The following is a 17746-nucleotide window of genomic DNA, read 5'->3' as shown; positions in this document are numbered from 1 at the left end:
AGGGGTGCGGAACGGGCGGCGGTCAGACGGCGACGGCCTGGAGCCGGCCGGCGATCCGCCGGTGGTCGCGGAGCGCGTCGGGCAGGCCCGGCAGCAGCGGCACGCCCTCCTCCACGAGCGTCCGGCCGGCGACGACGGTGCTCCACGCCCGCGACGGGCCGCAGCGCAGCCAGGCCTCCACGGGGTCCGTCAGCGCGCCGGCGAGCGCCACCTCCGACGTGTCCCACACGACGAGGTCGGCGGACGCGCCAGGCCGCAGGTGGCCGATGTCGTCGCGCCCGAGGCAGCGGGCGGAGCCGCGCGTCGCGACGTCGAGCACGTCGCGGCTCGTGAGCGCGCCCGGCCCACCGGTGAAACGGGCGAGCAGGAGCGCGGTCCGCGCCTCGAGCCACAGGGACGCGTGGTCGGTCGAGGCCGAGCCGTCGCAGCCCAGCCCGACCGGGAGCCCCAGGTCGCGCATGGCGCGCACCCGGGCGGTGCCGTTGCCGATGAGCATGTTGGAGCTCGGGCAGTGCGCGACGCCGACGCCGGCGGCCGCGAGGCGCGCCGTCTCCGCCTCGTCCGGGAAGATGCAGTGCGCCACCCAGCTCCGGTCGCTCATCCACCCGACGCTCTCGAAGTACTCGACCGGCCGGCAGCCGTAGGTCTCGAGGCAGTACGTGTCCTCGTCGTGGTCCTCGGCGAGGTGGGTGTGGAGCCGGACGTCGAGCCGCTCGGCGAGCTCGGCCGTCGCGACCATGAGCTCGCGGGTCACCGAGAACGGCGAGCACGGCGCGAGCGCGACCTGGACCATCGCGTGCGGACCACGCTGGTGGTACGCCCCGACGAGCCGCTCGCTGTCCGCGAGCACGGTGTCCTGGTCCTGGACGACCTCGCGCGGCGGCAGGCCGCCGTCGTCGACGCTCCGCGTCATCGAGCCGCGGGTCGCGTGGAAGCGGAACCCGATGTCGGTCGCCGCCTTGATCTGCGCGTCCACCAGCCCGGGGCGCGGGTGGACGTAGAGGTGGTCCGACGACGTCGTGCAGCCGCCCAGGAGGAGCTCGGCCATGCCGACGTACGACGAGACGTACGACGCCTCCTCGTCGAGGGCCGACCAGACCGGGTAGAGCGTGGTGAGCCAGTCGAAGAGCGAGCCCTGGATCGCCGGGGCGAACGAGCGCGTCAGGTTCTGGTAGATGTGATGGTGCGTGTTGACCAGGCCGGGGGTGACGAGTCGTCCGCCGGCGTCCAGGACCCGGTCGGCGGTGGGCTCGTCGCCGGGCGCCCCGACCGCGACGACGGCGCCGTCGCGGACGGCGACCCAGCCGCCGGGGATCTCGTACGAGGTGTCGACGACCAGGTGTCCGGCGTTGCGGATCAGCAGCTCGGCGTGCGGTTCGGGGTGCATGGGCCCTCCGTGTCCGTGGCGACGATGACGGGCGGGGCCGCAGCACGCTGCAGCCCCGAGCCCTGTCCTGGCGCGAACGCCAGATCGTCACCGCGGGTGCGGACGGGCCCTCGGTCGTCGACCGATGGGTGGTGTGTCGCGGACGACGCTAGGCGGCGGGTGTCACCGCCGGGTGCCGCGGACGTTTCGCGGGCGTAACGGCACCCGGGCCGGATGGTAAGCCCAGCCGTGCGCGGTAACGTCACGCCGATGAGCACGACGACCCCCGCCCCGCTGCTGCACGCGACCGGCCTGGTGGCCGACTACGGTGGCCCCGCCGTCCTGCGCGGCATCGAGCTGGCGCTGACGCCGGGGACGGCGCCGGTGGGCGTCCTCGGCGAGTCCGGGGCCGGGAAGTCGACCCTGGTCCGCGCGCTGCGGGGCCGGGTCCGGCCGCGCGGCGGGCACGTGACGTTCGAGGGGCGCGCGGTGTCCCGGCTCGGCCGGAGGGAGACCAAGCGGTTCCGCGCTGCCGTGCAGGTGGTCGCGCAGGGCGGCCTCGACACCGACCCGCGGTGGTCCGTCGAGCGGGCCCTCACCTCGGCCCTCACCGACGCCCGCAAGGCGGGCCGCACGAGCGGCCGCACGGTCGCGGACCTTCTCGATCTCGTCGCGCTCGAGCCGAGGTTCGCGGCGCGCACCGTGGGCTCCCTGTCCGGCGGCGAGAAGCAGCGCCTCGCCCTCGCCCTGGCGCTGGCCACCCGGCCGGACGTCCTGCTCCTCGACGAGCCGCTGACCGCGGTCGACCCGGCGATGCGCGGCCGGATCGCGGACCGGATCGCCGAGGAGGCCGCCGAGCACCGCACCGCCGTCCTGCTGGTGTCCCACGACGTCGAGCTCGTCCGACGGCTCTGCGCGTCGGTGCACGTGCTCGCGGACGGCACGTTCGTCGCCTCGGGGCCCCTGGCGGACGTCCTCCACCCGGCCGACGACGCCCACCCGGCCGTGCGCGGGCTGGCCGCCGCCGCGCCCCAGGTCGCGCAGCGCATCCGCGGCTGATCGATCGCGGGCTCGCCCGCGCGGGACGGCGCGGCCGCTCCCTCAGCGGGCCGCGGCCGGCCCGTGCCCGGCGTCGTCCGGTGCGTGCCTCGTCAGGAAGTCGTAGACGTCGGTCTGGTCCACGCCGGGGAACGCCCCGGTCGGGAGGGGCCCGAACACGTGCTGGCGCATCCGGGCGCTGGGCCACGAGGCCTCGCCCCAGCGAGCGGTGGCCGTGGCGGCCGGGCGGCGGCAGCACGCGTCGTCGGGACAGGTCGAGGTCCGCCGCGTCGTGGTGTCGCGGCCGCGGAACCACTTGGACTGCGCGAACGGGACGCCGATGGTGACGGTGAAGTCGCCCGACGCGGTGGCGCCCGCCTGCGTGGAGCACCAGTACGTGCCCGCGGGCGTGTCGGTGTACTGGTACCACTCGGTGCTCCGGTCGTGGCTCGTGAGCGCGGTCCGGGCGCCGAACCACCGGCACACGGGCTGCCCCTCGATCGCACCGGTGACGTCGGCGCGCAGCAGGAAGCCGTCGTTCTCGTACCCGCGATAGAGCGACCCGTCCTCCTGGACGCGCAGGAAGTGGCAGCGGATCCCGAGGACGACGGTCGCGAGGTTCGTGAACCGCCGCGCCGCCGCCTCGTGCGTCACGCCGAACGCGTCGCGGAAGTCCTCGATCGCAACGTCGCGGTCGTGCTTGCGCGCCTCGAGCCACGGCCCCGCCACGAAGCGGGGCACCAGGCACGCGGCCGCGAAGTAGTTGATCTCGTTCCGCTGGTTCAGGAACGCCTCGTACGACGCCGGACGCTCGTGCCCCAGCACGCGGTGCGCGATGGCCTGCAGCGCCAGCGAGCGCAGGCCGTGCCCGCCGGGGATCGACGACGACGGCAGGTAGATCCGCCGGCTCTCCAGGTCGGTGACGGTCCGGGTGGTGGGCGGGAGGTCGCCGACGTGGACGAGCTCGAACCCGAGCTGCTGCGCCATGACGGTGACCATGCGGTGGGTGAGCGCGCCGCCCTCGTAGCCGGCGCGGCGGACCATCTCCTCGGCGACGTCCTCGATCTCTGCGACGTGGTTGTCTCGCGCCTGCATCGCCAGGCGGACCGCCGTGTTGGCGCGACGCGCCTGCTCGGGGGTCGCGATCGACTCCGACTCGCGGCGCGCCAGCTCCCCGTGCAGGCCGACGAGCGACTCGAGGACCGGCATCGGGAGCTTCTGCGAGACCTTGACGGCGGGCAGCCCGAGCGCCGCGTAGAGCGGGCGGCGCTGCGCACGCTCGAGCGCGATCTCGAGGGCGTCGCGGGCGGTCGGGGCGTCGTCGGTGAGCAGGTCGGTGAGCGGCACGCCCAGCGCGTCCGCGATGCGCTGGAGCAGCGAGAGCCGCGGCTCGCGCCGCCCGTTCTCGACCTGCGACAGCTGGCTGGGCGCGGCGCCGGTCTGCGCGCTCAGCGCGTCGAGCGTCAGCCCGGCCTGCGTCCGGAAGTGCCGGACCCGGCGGCCGATCGTCAGCGGTTCGGTGGCCATCGCTTCACGATACGTGAAGATCGGCCGATCTTTACGCGCCTCCGCGCCGGAAGTCGCCGCCTGCGGGCGGCAGGGTGGAGGAAGAGCCCGCCCCGACCGCCCGACCTCCGAGGTGACGATCGTGACCCTGACCGCCGACCCCCGCTCCCGCACCATCGCGGCCCCCAGCACCGCCAGCCCGGGGCGCACCCGTCTCGGCGCGGACGCCGCGCCGTCAGGCGCGGAACGCCCCCGGACCGCCCACCGCGGCCCAGCGGGCCCCGACCCGCTCCCGGGTGCCCGGGGGCGCACCGCCGCCGAGTGGGTCGAGGCCGTCGCCGAGCTCACCCGGCCGGACGACGTCGTGTGGGTCGACGGGTCCGACGCGTGGCGCCGCGTCCTCACCGAGACGATGGTCGAGGCCGGCACGCTGATCCCGCTGAACCCCGAGCTGCGCCCCGGCTCCTACCTGGCCCGCTCGGCGCCGAGCGACGTCGCGCGCGTCGAGTCGCGCACGTTCATCTGCTCCGAGGACGAGGCCGACGCGGGCCCCACCAACAACTGGCGCGAGCCGACCGTCATGCGGGCGGAGCTGCGCGGGGCCTTCGACGGGTCGATGCGCGGCCGCACGATGTACGTCGTGCCGTTCTCGATGGGCCCGGTCGGCGGCGCCCTGTCGAAGCTCGGCGTGCAGGTCACCGACTCCCCGTACGCCGCGCTCTCCATGCTCACCATGACGCGCGTGAGCCCCGAGGTGCTGCGGCGCGTCGCCGCGGGCGAGGGCTTCGTGCCGTGCGTGCACTCGGTCGGGGCGCCGCTCGTCGCCGCCGACGGCACCCGCAGCGACGACGTCCCGTGGCCCTGCAACGACCTCAAGTACATCGTCCAGTTCCCGACGTCGCGCGAGATCTGGTCCTACGGGTCCGGCTACGGCGGCAACGCGCTGCTGGGCAAGAAGTGCTTCGCGCTGCGGATCGCGTCCGCCATGGCCCGGGACGAGGGCTGGCTGGCCGAGCACATGCTCCTGATCCGGGTCACGACGCCCGAGGGACGCCCGTACCACGTGGCCGCGGCGTTCCCCTCGGCGTGCGGCAAGACGAACCTGGCGATGCTGCAGCCGACGCTCCCGGGCTGGAAGGTCGAGACGCTCGGCGACGACATCGTCTGGATGCGGCCCGACGCCGACGGGCGCCTGCGCGCCGTCAACCCCGAGGCGGGGTTCTTCGGGGTCGCGCCCGGCACGGGCGAGACGACCAACCCTGTGGCGGTCGAGACCCTGCGCCGCGACGTGATCTTCACCAACGTGGCCCTGACGGACGACGGCGACGTGTGGTGGGAGGGCCTGACCGACGAGGCGCCCGAGCACCTCGTCGACTGGCAGGGGGACGACTGGACGCCGGCCGACGGTGCCGCCGGCCGACCCGCCGCGCACCCGAACTCCCGCTTCACCGTGGCCGCGGACCGGTGCCCGACCATCGCGGACGACTGGGAGAGCCCCGACGGCGTGCCCGTCGACGCGATCGTGTTCGGCGGGCGCCGCGCGTCGAACGTGCCGCTCGTCGCTCAGGCGTACTCGTGGTCGCACGGCGTGTTCCTCGGCGCGACCGTGTCGTCCGAGCGCACCGCCGCCGCCGAGGGCGCGGTCGGCGAGCTGCGTCGCGACCCGTTTGCGATGCTGCCCTTCGCCGGGTACAACATGGCCGACCACTGGGGGCACTGGCTGCGCGTCGGCGACGCCCTGACCCCCGAGGCCCGGCCGCAGGTGTTCCAGGTCAACTGGTTCCGCCGCGGCGCCGACGGCTCGTTCCTGTGGCCCGGGTTCCGCGAGAACGCGCGCGTCCTCGCGTGGATGGTGCGGCAGATCGAGCAGCGGCGCGCGGGCCGGCCCGACGGCGTCCGGTACCCGAGCGCGCGGCCGACCGCCGTCGGGCTCGTCCCCGAGACCGGCGCGCTCGACACCGACGGGCTCGACCTCCCCGACGGTGCCCTCGACGAGCTCTTCGCCGTCGATGCAGCGCGATGGCAGGCGGAGTGCGACCTGACCGAGGAGTTCTTCGACACCTTCGGCGACCGCGTGCCCGGCGCGCTCCGTGACCAGCTCGAGCACCTGCGCGCGCGGTTGGCGGACGAGCGGCTCGGGTGAGGTCGGGGGCTCCGGCCCGTTCCGCCGGGCGGCCGGGGACGGGGCGCGCGAGCACACTGGAGGCATGAGCGTGCCGACCACGTCCCTCCCCGGCACCATGCGGGCGTGGGTGGTCGCGCGGCCCGGGCCGCTCGAGACGCGTCCCCTCCGGCTCGTCGAGCTGCCGGTGCCGGAGCCCGGGCCCGGCGAGCTGCTCGTCCGGGTCCTGGCGTGCGGTGTCTGCCGGACGGACCTGCACGTCACCGAGGGCGACCTGCCCGTGCGCCGGCCGCGCGTCGTCCCGGGGCACGAGGTGGTCGGGGAGGTCGTGGCGGTCGGCCCGACGCCGGAGCGGCCGGACGCGCGGCGGCCCGCGGCCGACGGGACGCTCGCCGTCGGCGACCGGGTCGGCGTGGCATGGCTGCGGCACACCTGCGGGGAGTGCGCGTACTGCCGGCGCGGCGCCGAGAACCTCTGCCCCCGCTCCCGGTACGCCGGCTGGGACGCCGACGGCGGGTACGCCGAGTACACGACCGTGCCGGCCGCGTTCGCATACCGGCTGCCCGAGGCCTACGACGACGTCGACCTCGCGCCGCTGCTGTGCGCGGGGATCATCGGCTACCGCGCGCTGCGTCGCGCCTCGCTGCCGGACGGCGGCCGGCTCGGCCTGTACGGGTTCGGCGGGTCCGCACACCTCACCGCGCAGGTCGCCCTCGCGCAGGGCGCGACGCTGCACGTCCTGACCCGCGGCACGAAGGCGCAGGAGCTCGCGCGCCGGCTCGGGGCGTCGTCGGCGCGGGGCGCGTACGACGATCCGCCCGAGCCGCTCGACGCCGCGATCCTGTTCGCGCCCGTCGGGGACCTCGTGCCCGTCGCGATGCGCGCGCTCGACCGCGGCGGCGTCCTCGCCGTGGCCGGGATCCACCTGTCCGACGTGCCCGAGCTCGTCTACGAGACCGAGCTGTTCTACGAGAAGGAGCTGCGGTCCGTCACGTCGAACACCCGCGACGACGGCCGCGAGCTGCTCGGGTTCGCGGCCGATCACCCGCTGGACGTCGACGCGCACCCCTACCCGCTCGACCGCGCAGACGAGGCGCTCGCCGACCTCAAGGCCGGCGCGTTCGCGGGCGCGGCGGTCCTCGTCCCGTGACGGGCACCCCCCAGAACCTGACGGGCGTCTACCGCCGCCACGTTCTGACACGCGGCCCGGCCGGCGCCTCGGTCAGAACCTCGTCCGGGTATACCGCCGCCAGGTTCTGACAGGTCGCCGGTGCGACGACCGAGAATGGAGCCGTGACCCTTCCCGACCTCGCGTTCTTCGAGCCCCGCATCGCCGGCAACACCGGCAACGCTATCCGCCTGTCCGCCGTCACCGGCACGACGCTCCACCTCGTCGAGCCGCTCGGGTTCGACCTGTCCGAGCCCAAGCTGCGCCGGGCCGGGCTGGACTACCACGACCTGGCGAGCGTCGTCGTGCACACCGACTTCGAGGCGCTCCTCGCCGCCCGACCGGACGCGCGGGTCTACGCGTTCGAGGTCGACGCCACCACCCGCTACACCGACGTCACCTACGCGCCGGGCGACGTGCTGCTGTTCGGCCCCGAGCCGACGGGCCTGCCCGACGAGGTGGTCCACCACCCGCGCGTCACGGACCGGGTGAAGATCCCCATGATCGCCGGGCGCCGCTCGCTCAACCTGACGTCGAGCGCGTCGATCGCCATCTACGAGGCCTGGCGGCAGGTCGGGTTCGCCGACGGGCAGTGAGCCGTAGCGCGGCCTGCCCGGTCCGCGGGCGTCCGGGCCCGCGGACCGGGTGCGGTCAGCGACCGGTGCCGTCGACGGCGAGCGGCTCGATCGCGGCGAGCTCGTCGTCGGTGAGCGCGGGCCCCGCGACGGCGGCGACGTTCCCCTCGAGCTGTGCGACGCTGCTTGCGCCGACCAGCGCGGAGGTGATGCGCTCGTCGCGGAGCACCCACGACAGCGCGAGCTGCGCGAGCGTCTGCCCGCGTCCGGCGGCGATCTCGTTGAGCGCGCGCGCCCGCTCGAGGTACGTCTCCGAGAGGTTCTTCTCGGACAGGAACGGCGACGTCGTCGACGCGGCGCGGGAACCGGCAGGCGCCGAGCCGGACAGGTACCGGTCCGTCAGGAGGCCCTGCGCCAGCGGGGAGAACACGATGGTCCCGACGCCCAGGTCGCCCACGGCGTCGACGAGCGGCTCGCGCTGCCGGCCGTCGTAGCCGTCGTCGACGACGTTCTCGACGTGCCGGTTGAACATCGAGTAGCTGGGCTGGTGGATGGTGAGCGGCGTGCCCAGCTCGGCGAGGATGCCCGCGGCCTCGCGCGTGCGCGACGCCGAGTAGTTCGACACGCCGACGTAGAGCGCCTTGCCCGCCTTCACGACGTCGTGGAGCGCGGTCATCGTCTCCTCGAGCGGCGTCTCCGGGTCCGGACGGTGGTGGTAGAAGACGTCCACGTGGTCGAGCCCCATGCGCTGGAGCGACCGGTCGAGCGAGGACAGCAGGTACTTGCGCGATCCGCCGTCCTGGTACGGGCCGACGCCCATCCCGTAGCCGGCCTTGGTCGAGATGACCAGCTCGTCGCGGTACCGGCCGAGGCCCTGGGCGAGGTGCCGCCCGAAGTTCTCCTCGGCCGACCCGGCCACGGGGCCGTAGTTGTTGGCGAGGTCGAAGTGCGTCACGCCCAGGTCGAACGCGCGGTGCAGGACGGCGCGCTGCGTCTCGAAGCTGTCCACGCTCCCGAAGTTGTGCCACAGGCCGAGCGAGACGGCGGGCAGGACGAGGCCGCTGCGTCCGCTGCGGCGGTACGGCATGCGGCCGTCGTAGCGGCCCTCCTCGGCGAGGTAGCGGTCGGCGGGGTACTCGGGGCGCATCGGCGAGCTCTCAGGCATGCGGTCATCCTGCCACCGTCCGCCGACAGGACCGAAACGATTCGACCCGGGGTGGGCCCGCCCCCTCGCGAGGCACCGCTCCCGGAGGCCCACCTCGCGAGGTGTCCGTCAGCGTTCCGGCGTCAGCACGACCTGGCCGGCCCACGTGAACCCGCCGCCGAACCCGAACAGCAGGGCCGGCACGCCGCTGGGGATCTTGCCCGCGTGCCACCACTTGGACAGCCCGAGCGGGATGCTCGCGGCGGACGTATTACCCGACTCGGTGATGTCCGTGACGACGATCTTGTCCTCGAGACCGAGGCTCTTGGCGAGCGGCTCGATGATGCGCAGGTTCGCCTGGTGGGCCACGAGCACCTCGATGTCGTCGAGCTTCACGCCCGCGCGCTCGACGATGCCGCGAGCGCGGTCGGCGGCCTGGGTGATCGCCCACCGGAAGACCGCGCGGCCGTCCTGGGAGAACCGGTCGACGGGCGCCTCGATGCGCACCGACTCGGCGAGCTCCGGCTCCGAGCCCCACACCACCGGGCCGACGCCCGGGGTGTCCGTACCCTGCACGACGACGGCCCCCGCGCCGTCGGCGGTCAGGATGCAGGTGCTGCGGTCCGTCCAGTCGGTGACGGCGGTGAGCTTCTCCGAGCCGATGACGACGGCGGTGCGGGCGGAGCCCGCGCGGATCGCCTGGTCGGCGAGGCCCAGGCCGTACGCGAATCCCGAGCACGCGGTGTTGATGTCGATGATCCCCGGCCCGACGACGCCACGCAGGGACGCCGGAGGCGCCTCGCCGCTGCCGCCGCGCACCGGGACCTCGCCCGTGCGGAGCGCGTAGGCGACGCGCCCGGCGGTGTTCGGGCTCATGTCCCGCGCCGTCGTCGTGGCGACGATGACCAGGTCGACGTCCTCGGCCGGGACCTGGGCGTCGTCGAGCGCCTTCCGGGCGGCGTCGGCGGCCATGTCGGCGACGGCGACGTCGTCGGCGGCGACATGACGCGTGATGATCCCGGTGCGCGACCGGATCCACTCGTCGTTCGTCTCGACGAGCTCCGCGATGTCGTCGTTGGTGAGGGTCTTCTCCGGCTGGTGGTGGCCGAGCCCCAGGAGGCGCGTGCCCGCGGTGCCGGTGACGGTGCGCAGCGACTGCATCGTCCGATCATCCCGGACAGCGGGCTCAAGCCCAAACGCCGGCGTACGGGGCTCGCGTCGGAGCGTGTACAGAACGGCCGTGCTCGGCCGGTCCCGGTCGGGCTGGCGCGCCCGTCAGGCTCGGTCGCGCGCCAGGGCGTCGACCGTCCTGCGGGCACGGGCCACGCCCGCGACGATCCGCGCGTCCGTGCCGAGGCCGGCGGGCAGGAGGCCCGGGAGGGCCAGCAGCGAGGCGACCGCCTGGTCGCCGGTCACCGATCCGGCCACGACCGCGCGGAGCTCGTCGGCGCGCGGGTCGTCGAGGGGTGCGCCGCTCCGGGCGGCGCGAGCCACGAACGCGGTCCAGGCGGCGAGCCCGAAGAGGACGCCGTCGTCGGGCAGGGGGGACGCGCCGGGGCCCGGGAGCCCCGCGAGGGTCGGCCCCCAGCGCAGCGGGATCTTCTGGGTGCCGTCGGCGGCGACCTGCCGCGTCAGATGCCCGGTCGCCGGGTTCGCAAACCGCGCGAGCACCTCCTCGGCGTACCCGGCGAGGTCCGGGCCGGCGCCGTCGGACCGACCTCCGGCCGCGAGCGCCGCCCGCGCCTCGGCCTGGAGGGCACGGGCGTGACCGGCGAGGTGCGGGTCGCGGACGGCGTCGGCCATGGTCTCGTGGCCCGCGAGGGCGCCCGCGTAGGCGAGCAGCGAGTGGGTCGCGTTGAGCAGGAGGAGCTTGGCGTCCTCGAAGGGCGTGACGTCACGGACGAGCTGCACGCCCGCCGCCTCCCACGGGGGCCGGGGCCCGGCGAAGTCGTCCTCGATCACCCACTGGGCGTAAGGCTCCCCGACGACGAGCGCCTCGTCGTCCGCACCCAGCAGCTCGCGCTCGACGGCGCGGTGCACGTCGGTCGTGGCGGGGACGATGCGGTCGACGACGGAGCTGGGGAAGGTGACGGCGTCGTCGAGCCAGCGCGCGAGGCCCGCGACCGCGGACCGCACGGCCGCGCCGGCGCCGGGCCCCGCCAGGGCGCCGACGGCCTCGCGGACCAGCCCCGCGAGGACGCGCCCGTTGGCCGCGACGTTGTCGCAGGGCAGCACGGTGAGCGGCGCGCCACCCGCGCGGTGCCGGGCGACGAGCCCGCGCACGAGCAGCCCGACGGCGCTCGCGGACGGGGGCTCGGCCTCGCCGCCGGTCGTGGCGCCCGCCCGAGACCCCGCCACCAGCGCCCCGGCGGCGGCGTCGAGGTCGGGGCGCACGGCGTCGACGTCGAGGCCGCCGCCCGGCCGGCGGACGTACCCCTTCTCGGTCACGGTGAGGGTCACGACGTGGGTCGTCGGCGCGGCGATCGCGTCGAGCACCCGGGCGACGTCTCCCCCGGGTCCGGGATCGCCGGGAAACACCGCGTCGAGCACCGAGCCGACGACGCGCAGCGAGCGCTCCTGCGCCCCGAGCGTCAGGACGCCGTAGAGCCCCTCCTGCGGCCGGAGCTGCCGCAGGACCCGGTCCGAGCGCTGCGTGACGCCGAGGATCCCCCACCGGTCATCGCCGCTCGCGGCCGCGGCGTCCTCGGTCAGGACGGCCTGGTGCGCGCGGTGGAACGCGCCGATGCCGAGGTGCACGATCCCGACCTGGCGGGGGCGCGGCGCGGGCCCGCGCACCGACGAGGGGAGGACGGTCCGAGCGTCGAGGCGGGTCATGCGACCGCCGTCCCCGTGGACGCGCGGACGACCAGCTCGGTGGGCCGGACGACGTGGCCGACAGGGCCGTCGGGATCCCGCAGCCGTTCGACGAGCACGTCGACCGCGGAGGCGCCGACGGCCCGCAGGTCGGTGCCGACGCTGGTCAGCGGCGGCGACGCGAGGGTCGCGACGAACGTGTCGTCGAACCCGACGACGCTGACCTCGCCCGGCACGGAGATGCCGCGCTCGCGCAGGCGCTGCTCCACGCCGAGCGCGACGAGGTCGTTGTACGCGACGACGGCGGTCGCGCCCGCCCCGGTCGCGAGGTCCGCGGCCGAGTACCCGCCCTGCACGTGAGGGCGGAACGCGCCGAGGTCGACGACCTCGACGGGCTCGGCGCCGTCGCCCCCCGCCGCGGCGCGGCGCAGCCCCTCGCGGCGCATCCGGTCGGACCACGACGTCTCGGGCCCGCCGACGTAGGCGACCCTGCGGTGGCCGAGCGCGCGCAGGTGCCCGAGCGCGCGGACGGCCCCCGCGACGTCGTCGGCGGTCACGGACGGCACGCCCTCGATGCGCCGGTTCACGAGGACGGCCCGCCCGCGCGGGGCGGGCGCGACCAGGGCCACGAGCTCGTCGTCTGTGCCGCGCGGCGACGCCACGATCACGCCGTCGGTCTGCCGGAGCAGGGCGCGGACCTCGTCGGCCTCGTGGGACGCGTCCTCCTCGACGTCGACCACGAAGACGCCGTAGCCGTGATCGCGGGCGCGCGCCTGCACCCCCTTGGCGACGGAGGCGAAGTAGGGGTTCTCGAGGTCGGGCACGACGACGCCGAGCGTCGCGGTGCGCCCGCTGCGCAGCCCGGAGGCGGCGCGGTTCGGCTCGTAGCCGAGCTTCCGGGCGGCGGCGACCACGCGGTCGCGGGTGGCCGGCGCCACGCGCGACGGCTCGGCGAGCGCGCGCGAGACGGTCGAGATGGACACGCCGGACGCGCTGGCGACGTCACGCACGGTGACCACGGGCGACTCCTCGGCTCGGGATGACGATCGGCTGACCGACCGCTGTGCGAACGATTGTAGACGTACCGGCTCGCTTCCCACGGCTACCGGCGTGCGCTAACCTGCAAACGTTCGCACGACCGTGTGCTCGACGAGGAGGGACCGTGGCGACACCACCGACCACATCCGCGCAGGCCGCGCCCCCGACGGCGCCCCACGCCGCCCCGGCAGGGCCGGAGGCGACCGAGCCGCCCCGCTGGACGCTCCACGACGACCGCGCACTGCCCGCCGAGCCCGGCGTCCGCGCCGTCGCCCGCGAGATCTACGGCGCGACGCGCGGCCTGCCGATCGTGTCGATGCACGGCCACGTGGACGCCGGGATCCTGGCGTCCGACCGGCCGTTCGGCGACCCCGCCGACCTGTTCGTCACGCCCGACCACTACCTGACCCGCCTCCTGGTCTCGCAGGCCACGTCGCCGCGGGGCGTGCCGGGCGTCCGCGACGTCGGCGACGTCGGCGTCCCCCGCCTCCACGGGTCCGACGACGTCCCCGCGCCGCGCGAGGTCTGGCGGCGGTTCTGCACCGGCTGGCCGCTGCTGCGCGGCACCGCCACGCGCTACTGGCTCGAGCACGCGCTCGTCGAGGTGTTCGACGCCCCCGTGCGCCCGTCCGCCGAGACGGCCGACCTCCTGTTCGACCACCTGGTCGACCGGCTCGCGAGCCCCGAGATGCGGCCGCGCGCCCTGTTCGAACGGTTCGGCATCGAGCTGCTCGCCACGACCGACCTGCCGTCCTCGCCGCTCGCCGACCACGCGGCGCTGCGTGCGGAGGGCTGGGGCGAGCGCGTGGTGCCGACCTTCCGGCCCGACGTCGTCGTGCGGCTCGACCACCCGCGGTGGCGGGCCGAGCTCGAGGCCACCGCGCAGGCGGCCCGGCTCGAGGCGACGGACTACGCCTCGTACCTCGACGTCCTACGGCGCCGCCGGGCCGCCTTCGTGGCGGCCGGCGCCCGGGCCACCGACCACGGCATGCTGAGCGCCGGCACCACGCCGCTCGAGGCGGCCGACGCCTCCCGGCTCTTCGCCTCGGCCCTGCGCGGCGAGGTCACGGCCGCACAGGCCGACGCGTTCGCCGCCCACATGCTGTTCGAGATGGCGCGGATGTCGAGCGAGGACGGGCTGGTCATGCAGGTCCACCCGGGCGTCCTGCGCGACCACGACCGCCGGGTCCGGGCGTCGTTCGGCACCGACCGCGGCTACGACATCCCCGTGCCCACCGACTACGTCCACGGGCTGCGGCCGGTCCTCGAGGCGTTCGGGCACCACCCGCGGTTCCGGATGATCGCGTTCACGGTCGACGAGACCGTGTTCTCGCGCGAGCTCGCGCCCCTCGCCGGCGTCTACCCGGCGTTGCGCGTCGGCGCGCCGTGGTGGTTCCTCGACGCGCCCGACGCGATGCGGCGCTTCCGCGAGGCCGTCACCGAGACGGCGGGCTTCGCGAACACGAGCGGGTTCGTCGACGACACGCGCGCGTTCTGCTCGATCCCCGCCCGCCACGACCTCGCCCGGCGCACCGACGCCGGCTACCTCGCGCGGCTGGTCGCGGAGCACCGGCTCGAGCTCGACGAGGCGGTCGAGACCGCCGTCGACCTCGCCTACCGTCTCCCCCACGAGTCCTACCCCCGCCCCACCGCCCCGACCCCCCGCTGACCCCGCACCTGGAGCACCGCATGACCACCGGCACCGCCATCCGCACCGTCGAGGTGCTCGTCTCGAGCCCCGACCGCAACTTCGTCACCCTCCGCCTGACCACCGAGGACGGCGTCGTCGGGCTGGGCGACGCGACCCTCAACGGGCGCGAGCTCTCCGTCGCGTCGTACCTCAAGGACCACGTGGCGCCGCTGCTGGTCGGCCGCGACGCGCACCGCATCGAGGACACCTGGCAGTACCTCTACCGGGGCGCCTACTGGCGGCGGGGCCCCGTGACGATGGCCGCGATCGCGGCGGTCGACGTCGCACTGTGGGACATCAAGGCGAAGGTCGCGGGGCTGCCGCTGTACCAGCTCCTCGGGGGCGCGTCCCGGTTGGGCGCGCTGGCCTACGGGCACGCGTCGGGCCGCGACCTGCCCGAGCTGTTCGACTCGATCCGCCACCACCTCGGCCAGGGCTTCAAGGCGATCCGCGTCCAGACGTCGGTGCCCGGCCTGAACGCCGTCTACGGCGTCGCCGCGCAGCGCACGTCGACCGGTGCGCGGTACGACTACGAGCCGGCGCAGCGGACGGTCGTCCCCGCCGAGGAGGACTGGGACACCCGCTCCTACCTGCGGCACGTGCCGACGGTGTTCGAGGCGGTGCGGAACGAGTTCGGCCCCGAGCTCCCTCTGCTGCACGACGGCCACCACCGCATGACCCCCATCCAGGCGGCGAAGCTCGGCAAGGCCCTGGAGCCGTACGACCTGTTCTGGCTCGAGGACTGCACGCCGGCCGAGAACCAGGAGGCGCTGCGCCTCGTCCGCCAGCACACGACGACGCCGCTCGCCATCGGCGAGGTCTTCAACACCGTGTGGGACTACCAGACGATCATCCGCGAGCAGCTCATCGACTACGTGCGCTCCGCCGTCACGCACACCGGCGGCATCACCGCGCTCCGCAAGATCCTCGACTTCGCCGCGCAGTACCAGATCAAGTCCGGCATCCACGGGCCCACGGACATCTCGCCCGTCGGCATGGCGGCCGCGCTGCACCTCGACCTCGCGATCCACAACTTCGGGATCCAGGAGTACATGCAGCACGGCGCCCGGACCAACGAGGTGTTCCAGCAGTCCTTTACCTTCACGGACGGCCTGCTGCACCCGGGCGAGCAGCCGGGCCTCGGGGTCACCTACGACGACGACGCGGCGGCCGCCTACGAGTACCAGCCCGCGTACCTGCCGGTGAACCGGCTCCAGGACGGGACGGTGCACGACTGGTGAGCGAGAACTCCGTGAGCACGCCCGGGTGGCATGCTGCGTGGCTGCCCGACGACGCGTTCGCGCCCCTGGGCCGCCGGGTCGTCGCCGTCGTCGCCGGCCCCGGCGCGGGTCCGCTGGTCGCGACCGTCGTCAGGGAGGTCCGGACCGCCGCCGCGCGCTTCGGCGGTCGGATCCTCCTCGCCGACGCCGCGTCCGCCGGCGGTGAGGCGCGACCCGACCTCGTGCTCGCCCTCGAGCCCGGCGCCGGGCTGCCCGCGGAGGGCTACGCCGTCGTGCGCACCGACGGCACCACGCGCGTCACCACCTCCGACGACGCCGGGCTGCTCTACGGGCTCTTCCACGTCGTCCGCCTGGGCGAGGGCGCGTTCGACGACGCGCTCGCCCCGTCGCGGCACGCCCCGGCCCACGCGGTCCGCATGCTCGACCACTGGGACAACGTCGACGTGCACGACGTGATGGGCCAGGTCGAGCGCGGGTACGCGGGCGGCTCGATCTTCTACGCGGAGGGTGCGCTGCGCGCGGACCTCACCAGGGTCGAGGCCTACGCGCGGCTGCTCGCGGCGTCGGGCGTGAACCGTGTGGCCGTGAACAACGTGAACGTGCACCGCACGGAGGCGCGCCTGCTCACGGACCGGCTGGGCGACGTCGTCCGGCTCGCGGACGCGTTCCGGCCGTGGGGCATCCGCGTGCACCTGGCGGTGAGCTTCGCGGCGCCGATGACGCTCGGCGGGCTCGACACGTGCGACCCGCTCGACCCCGCGGTGGCGGCCTGGTGGGCCGAAGCGACGGCTCGGGTCTACGCGGCGATCCCGGACTTCGGCGGGTACGTCGTCAAGGCCGACTCGGAGGGGCAGCCCGGCCCGTTCGCCTACGGGCGCGACCACGCCGACGGCGCGAACGTCCTCGCGCGGGCCCTGTCCCCGCACGGGGGCAGGGTGCACTGGCGGGCGTTCGTGTACAACCACCACCAGGACTGGCGCGACCGGAAGACCGACCGCGCCCGCGCGGCCTACGACCACTTCACTCCCCTGGACGGGAAGTTCGACGAGAACGTCGTCGTGCAGGTGAAGTTCGGGCCGCTCGACTTCCAGGTGCGCGAACCCGTCTCGCCCGTGCTCGCCGCCATGCCGCGGACGCACCTCGCGCTCGAGCTCCAGGTCACGCAGGAGTACACGGGCCAGCAGAAGCACGTCTACTACCTGCCCGAGCAGTGGTCCGAGGTGCTGGGCTGGGAGCCGTGGGGGAACGGCCGGACGGTCGCCGGACGCGACGGCGTCGCGCGCGACGTGGTCGCCGTGTCGAACGTCGGGGACGACCGGTTCTGGACCGGGCACCCGCTCGCTCAGGCCAACCTGTACGGGTTCGGGCGGCTCGCGTGGGATCCGACGCTCTCGCCGTCGGACCTGCTCGACGAGTGGGTCGGGCTCACCTTCCCGGGCGCGGACCCGCGAGTGCGCGACATCCTGCGGGACCTCATGCTCGGCTCGCGCGCCACGTACGAGCAGTACACCGCTCCGCTCGGGGTGTGCTTCATGGTGGGTCCGGGGCACTACGGCCCGGGCGTCGACTTCTACGAGTACTCCCCCTGGGGCACCTACCACTTCGCCGACCGCGACGGCATCGGCGTGGACCGGACCCGCACGGCGGGCACCGGGTACAGCGGGCAGTACCCCGAGCCGTGGGCGACCACCTACGAGTCGCTCGACACCTGCCCCGACGAGCTGCTGCTGTTCTTCCACCACGTGCCGTACACGCACGTGCTGCGCTCGGGGAAGACGGTCGTGCAGCACGTGTACGACACCCACACCGACGGCGCCGCGCGCACCGAGGTCATGGCGCGGCGGTGGGAGGACGCCGACCGGCTCGTCGATGCCGAGCTGTTCGAGCGGGTGCGGGAGCTCCTGGCCGAGCAGGTGCGCAGCGCCGGCGAGTGGCGCGACCAGGTACGGACGTACTTCTGGCGCCACTCGGGGGTGCCCGACGAGCGGGGCGGACCGCTCTACTGAGCCGCCGCAGGGAACCGCACCGCCCCGCAGGGCGGTGC

13 protein-coding genes are annotated in these 17746 nt (G+C 74.9%); 7 read left to right on the top strand and 6 right to left on the bottom strand.

Annotated elements, in window-relative coordinates:
- Positions 1–22: 22 nt before the first annotated feature.
- Positions 23–1387, bottom strand: coding sequence for an 8-oxoguanine deaminase (locus ACLQ14_RS11800; RefSeq protein WP_425813169.1), 1365 nt, complete (start codon positions 1385–1387; stop codon positions 23–25).
- A gap of 249 nt (positions 1388–1636) precedes the next feature.
- On the opposite strand from ACLQ14_RS11800, the gene ACLQ14_RS11795 reads away from it, so the two are divergent.
- The gene (locus ACLQ14_RS11795; RefSeq protein ID WP_425813167.1) at positions 1637–2425 is read left to right on the top strand and encodes an ABC transporter ATP-binding protein; all 789 of its coding nucleotides are present in this window, start codon (positions 1637–1639) and stop codon (positions 2423–2425) included.
- Positions 2426–2467: 42 nt separating this feature from the next.
- On the opposite strand, the gene ACLQ14_RS11790 is transcribed toward ACLQ14_RS11795, so the two are convergent.
- Positions 2468–3931, bottom strand: coding sequence for a helix-turn-helix domain-containing protein (locus tag ACLQ14_RS11790; RefSeq protein WP_425813165.1), 1464 nt, complete (start codon positions 3929–3931; stop codon positions 2468–2470).
- Between the two features lie 121 nt (positions 3932–4052).
- Here ACLQ14_RS11790 and ACLQ14_RS11785 point away from each other — a divergent pair, with 121 nt between their 5' ends.
- The 3 genes from ACLQ14_RS11785 (at position 4053) to ACLQ14_RS11775 (ending at position 7796) form a co-directional block, all read left to right on the top strand.
- Positions 4053–6053 carry a phosphoenolpyruvate carboxykinase (GTP) gene (locus ACLQ14_RS11785; protein WP_425813163.1) on the top strand — a complete coding sequence of 667 codons (2001 nt, stop codon included), beginning with the start codon at positions 4053–4055 and terminating at the stop codon, positions 6051–6053.
- Positions 6054–6117: 64 nt separating this feature from the next.
- A complete protein-coding gene (locus ACLQ14_RS11780; RefSeq protein ID WP_425813161.1) occupies positions 6118–7182 on the top strand; it encodes a zinc-binding alcohol dehydrogenase family protein in 1065 nt (354 codons plus the stop codon).
- A gap of 143 nt (positions 7183–7325) precedes the next feature.
- Positions 7326–7796 carry a tRNA (cytidine(34)-2'-O)-methyltransferase gene (locus ACLQ14_RS11775; RefSeq protein WP_425813159.1) on the top strand — a complete coding sequence of 157 codons (471 nt, stop codon included), beginning with the start codon at positions 7326–7328 and terminating at the stop codon, positions 7794–7796.
- A gap of 55 nt (positions 7797–7851) precedes the next feature.
- On the opposite strand, the gene ACLQ14_RS11770 is transcribed toward ACLQ14_RS11775, so the two are convergent.
- From ACLQ14_RS11770 to ACLQ14_RS11755, 4 genes are all read right to left on the bottom strand, one after another.
- Positions 7852–8922, bottom strand: coding sequence for an aldo/keto reductase (locus ACLQ14_RS11770; RefSeq protein ID WP_425813963.1), 1071 nt, complete (start codon positions 8920–8922; stop codon positions 7852–7854).
- Between the two features lie 126 nt (positions 8923–9048).
- The gene (locus ACLQ14_RS11765) at positions 9049–10080 is read right to left on the bottom strand and encodes a beta-ketoacyl-ACP synthase III (RefSeq protein ID WP_425813157.1); all 1032 of its coding nucleotides are present in this window, start codon (positions 10078–10080) and stop codon (positions 9049–9051) included.
- Positions 10081–10194: 114 nt separating this feature from the next.
- Positions 10195–11754, bottom strand: a complete 1560-nt coding sequence (locus tag ACLQ14_RS11760; protein ID WP_425813155.1) for a mannitol dehydrogenase family protein — start codon at positions 11752–11754, stop codon at positions 10195–10197.
- Positions 11751–12752, bottom strand: a complete 1002-nt coding sequence (locus tag ACLQ14_RS11755; RefSeq protein WP_425813153.1) for a LacI family DNA-binding transcriptional regulator — start codon at positions 12750–12752, stop codon at positions 11751–11753. The genes ACLQ14_RS11760 and ACLQ14_RS11755 overlap by 4 nt, the downstream gene beginning before the upstream one ends.
- A gap of 143 nt (positions 12753–12895) precedes the next feature.
- Here ACLQ14_RS11755 and uxaC point away from each other — a divergent pair, with 143 nt between their 5' ends.
- From uxaC to ACLQ14_RS11740, 3 genes are read left to right on the top strand one after another with little or no spacing between them, the layout of a single operon-like run.
- A complete protein-coding gene (gene uxaC / locus ACLQ14_RS11750; RefSeq protein WP_425813151.1) occupies positions 12896–14440 on the top strand; it encodes a glucuronate isomerase in 1545 nt (514 codons plus the stop codon).
- A 20-nt stretch (positions 14441–14460) separates the two neighbouring features.
- Positions 14461–15702 (top strand): D-mannonate dehydratase ManD, encoded by a 1242-nt coding sequence (gene manD / locus ACLQ14_RS11745; RefSeq protein WP_425813149.1) that lies wholly within the window; start codon positions 14461–14463, stop codon positions 15700–15702.
- Positions 15699–17708 (top strand): alpha-glucuronidase, encoded by a 2010-nt coding sequence (locus ACLQ14_RS11740; RefSeq protein ID WP_425813147.1) that lies wholly within the window; start codon positions 15699–15701, stop codon positions 17706–17708. The genes manD and ACLQ14_RS11740 overlap by 4 nt, the downstream gene beginning before the upstream one ends.
- Positions 17709–17746 lie beyond the last annotated feature (38 nt).

This window comes from Luteimicrobium sp. DT211 (assembly GCF_049844995.1).
Taxonomy (GTDB): Bacteria; Actinomycetota; Actinomycetes; order Actinomycetales; family Cellulomonadaceae; genus Luteimicrobium.
The sequence above is the reverse complement of the archived record's forward strand: the minus strand, read 5'-3'. Positions and strand labels throughout refer to the sequence as shown.

What these genes read in the sequence shown, in the direction of transcription:
- ACLQ14_RS11800 (WP_425813169.1), bottom strand. Translation starts at nt 1,387, where the DNA reads ATGCACCCCGAACCGCACGCCGAGCTGCTGATCCGCAACGCCGGACAC.
- ACLQ14_RS11795 (WP_425813167.1), top strand. Translation starts at nt 1,637, where the DNA reads ATGAGCACGACGACCCCCGCCCCGCTGCTGCACGCGACCGGCCTGGTG.
- ACLQ14_RS11790 (WP_425813165.1), bottom strand. Translation starts at nt 3,931, where the DNA reads ATGGCCACCGAACCGCTGACGATCGGCCGCCGGGTCCGGCACTTCCGG.
- ACLQ14_RS11780 (WP_425813161.1), top strand. Translation starts at nt 6,118, where the DNA reads ATGAGCGTGCCGACCACGTCCCTCCCCGGCACCATGCGGGCGTGGGTG.
- ACLQ14_RS11770 (WP_425813963.1), bottom strand. Translation starts at nt 8,922, where the DNA reads ATGCGCCCCGAGTACCCCGCCGACCGCTACCTCGCCGAGGAGGGCCGC.
- ACLQ14_RS11765 (WP_425813157.1), bottom strand. Translation starts at nt 10,080, where the DNA reads ATGCAGTCGCTGCGCACCGTCACCGGCACCGCGGGCACGCGCCTCCTG.
- ACLQ14_RS11760 (WP_425813155.1), bottom strand. Translation starts at nt 11,754, where the DNA reads ATGACCCGCCTCGACGCTCGGACCGTCCTCCCCTCGTCGGTGCGCGGG.
- manD (WP_425813149.1), top strand. Translation starts at nt 14,461, where the DNA reads ATGACCACCGGCACCGCCATCCGCACCGTCGAGGTGCTCGTCTCGAGC.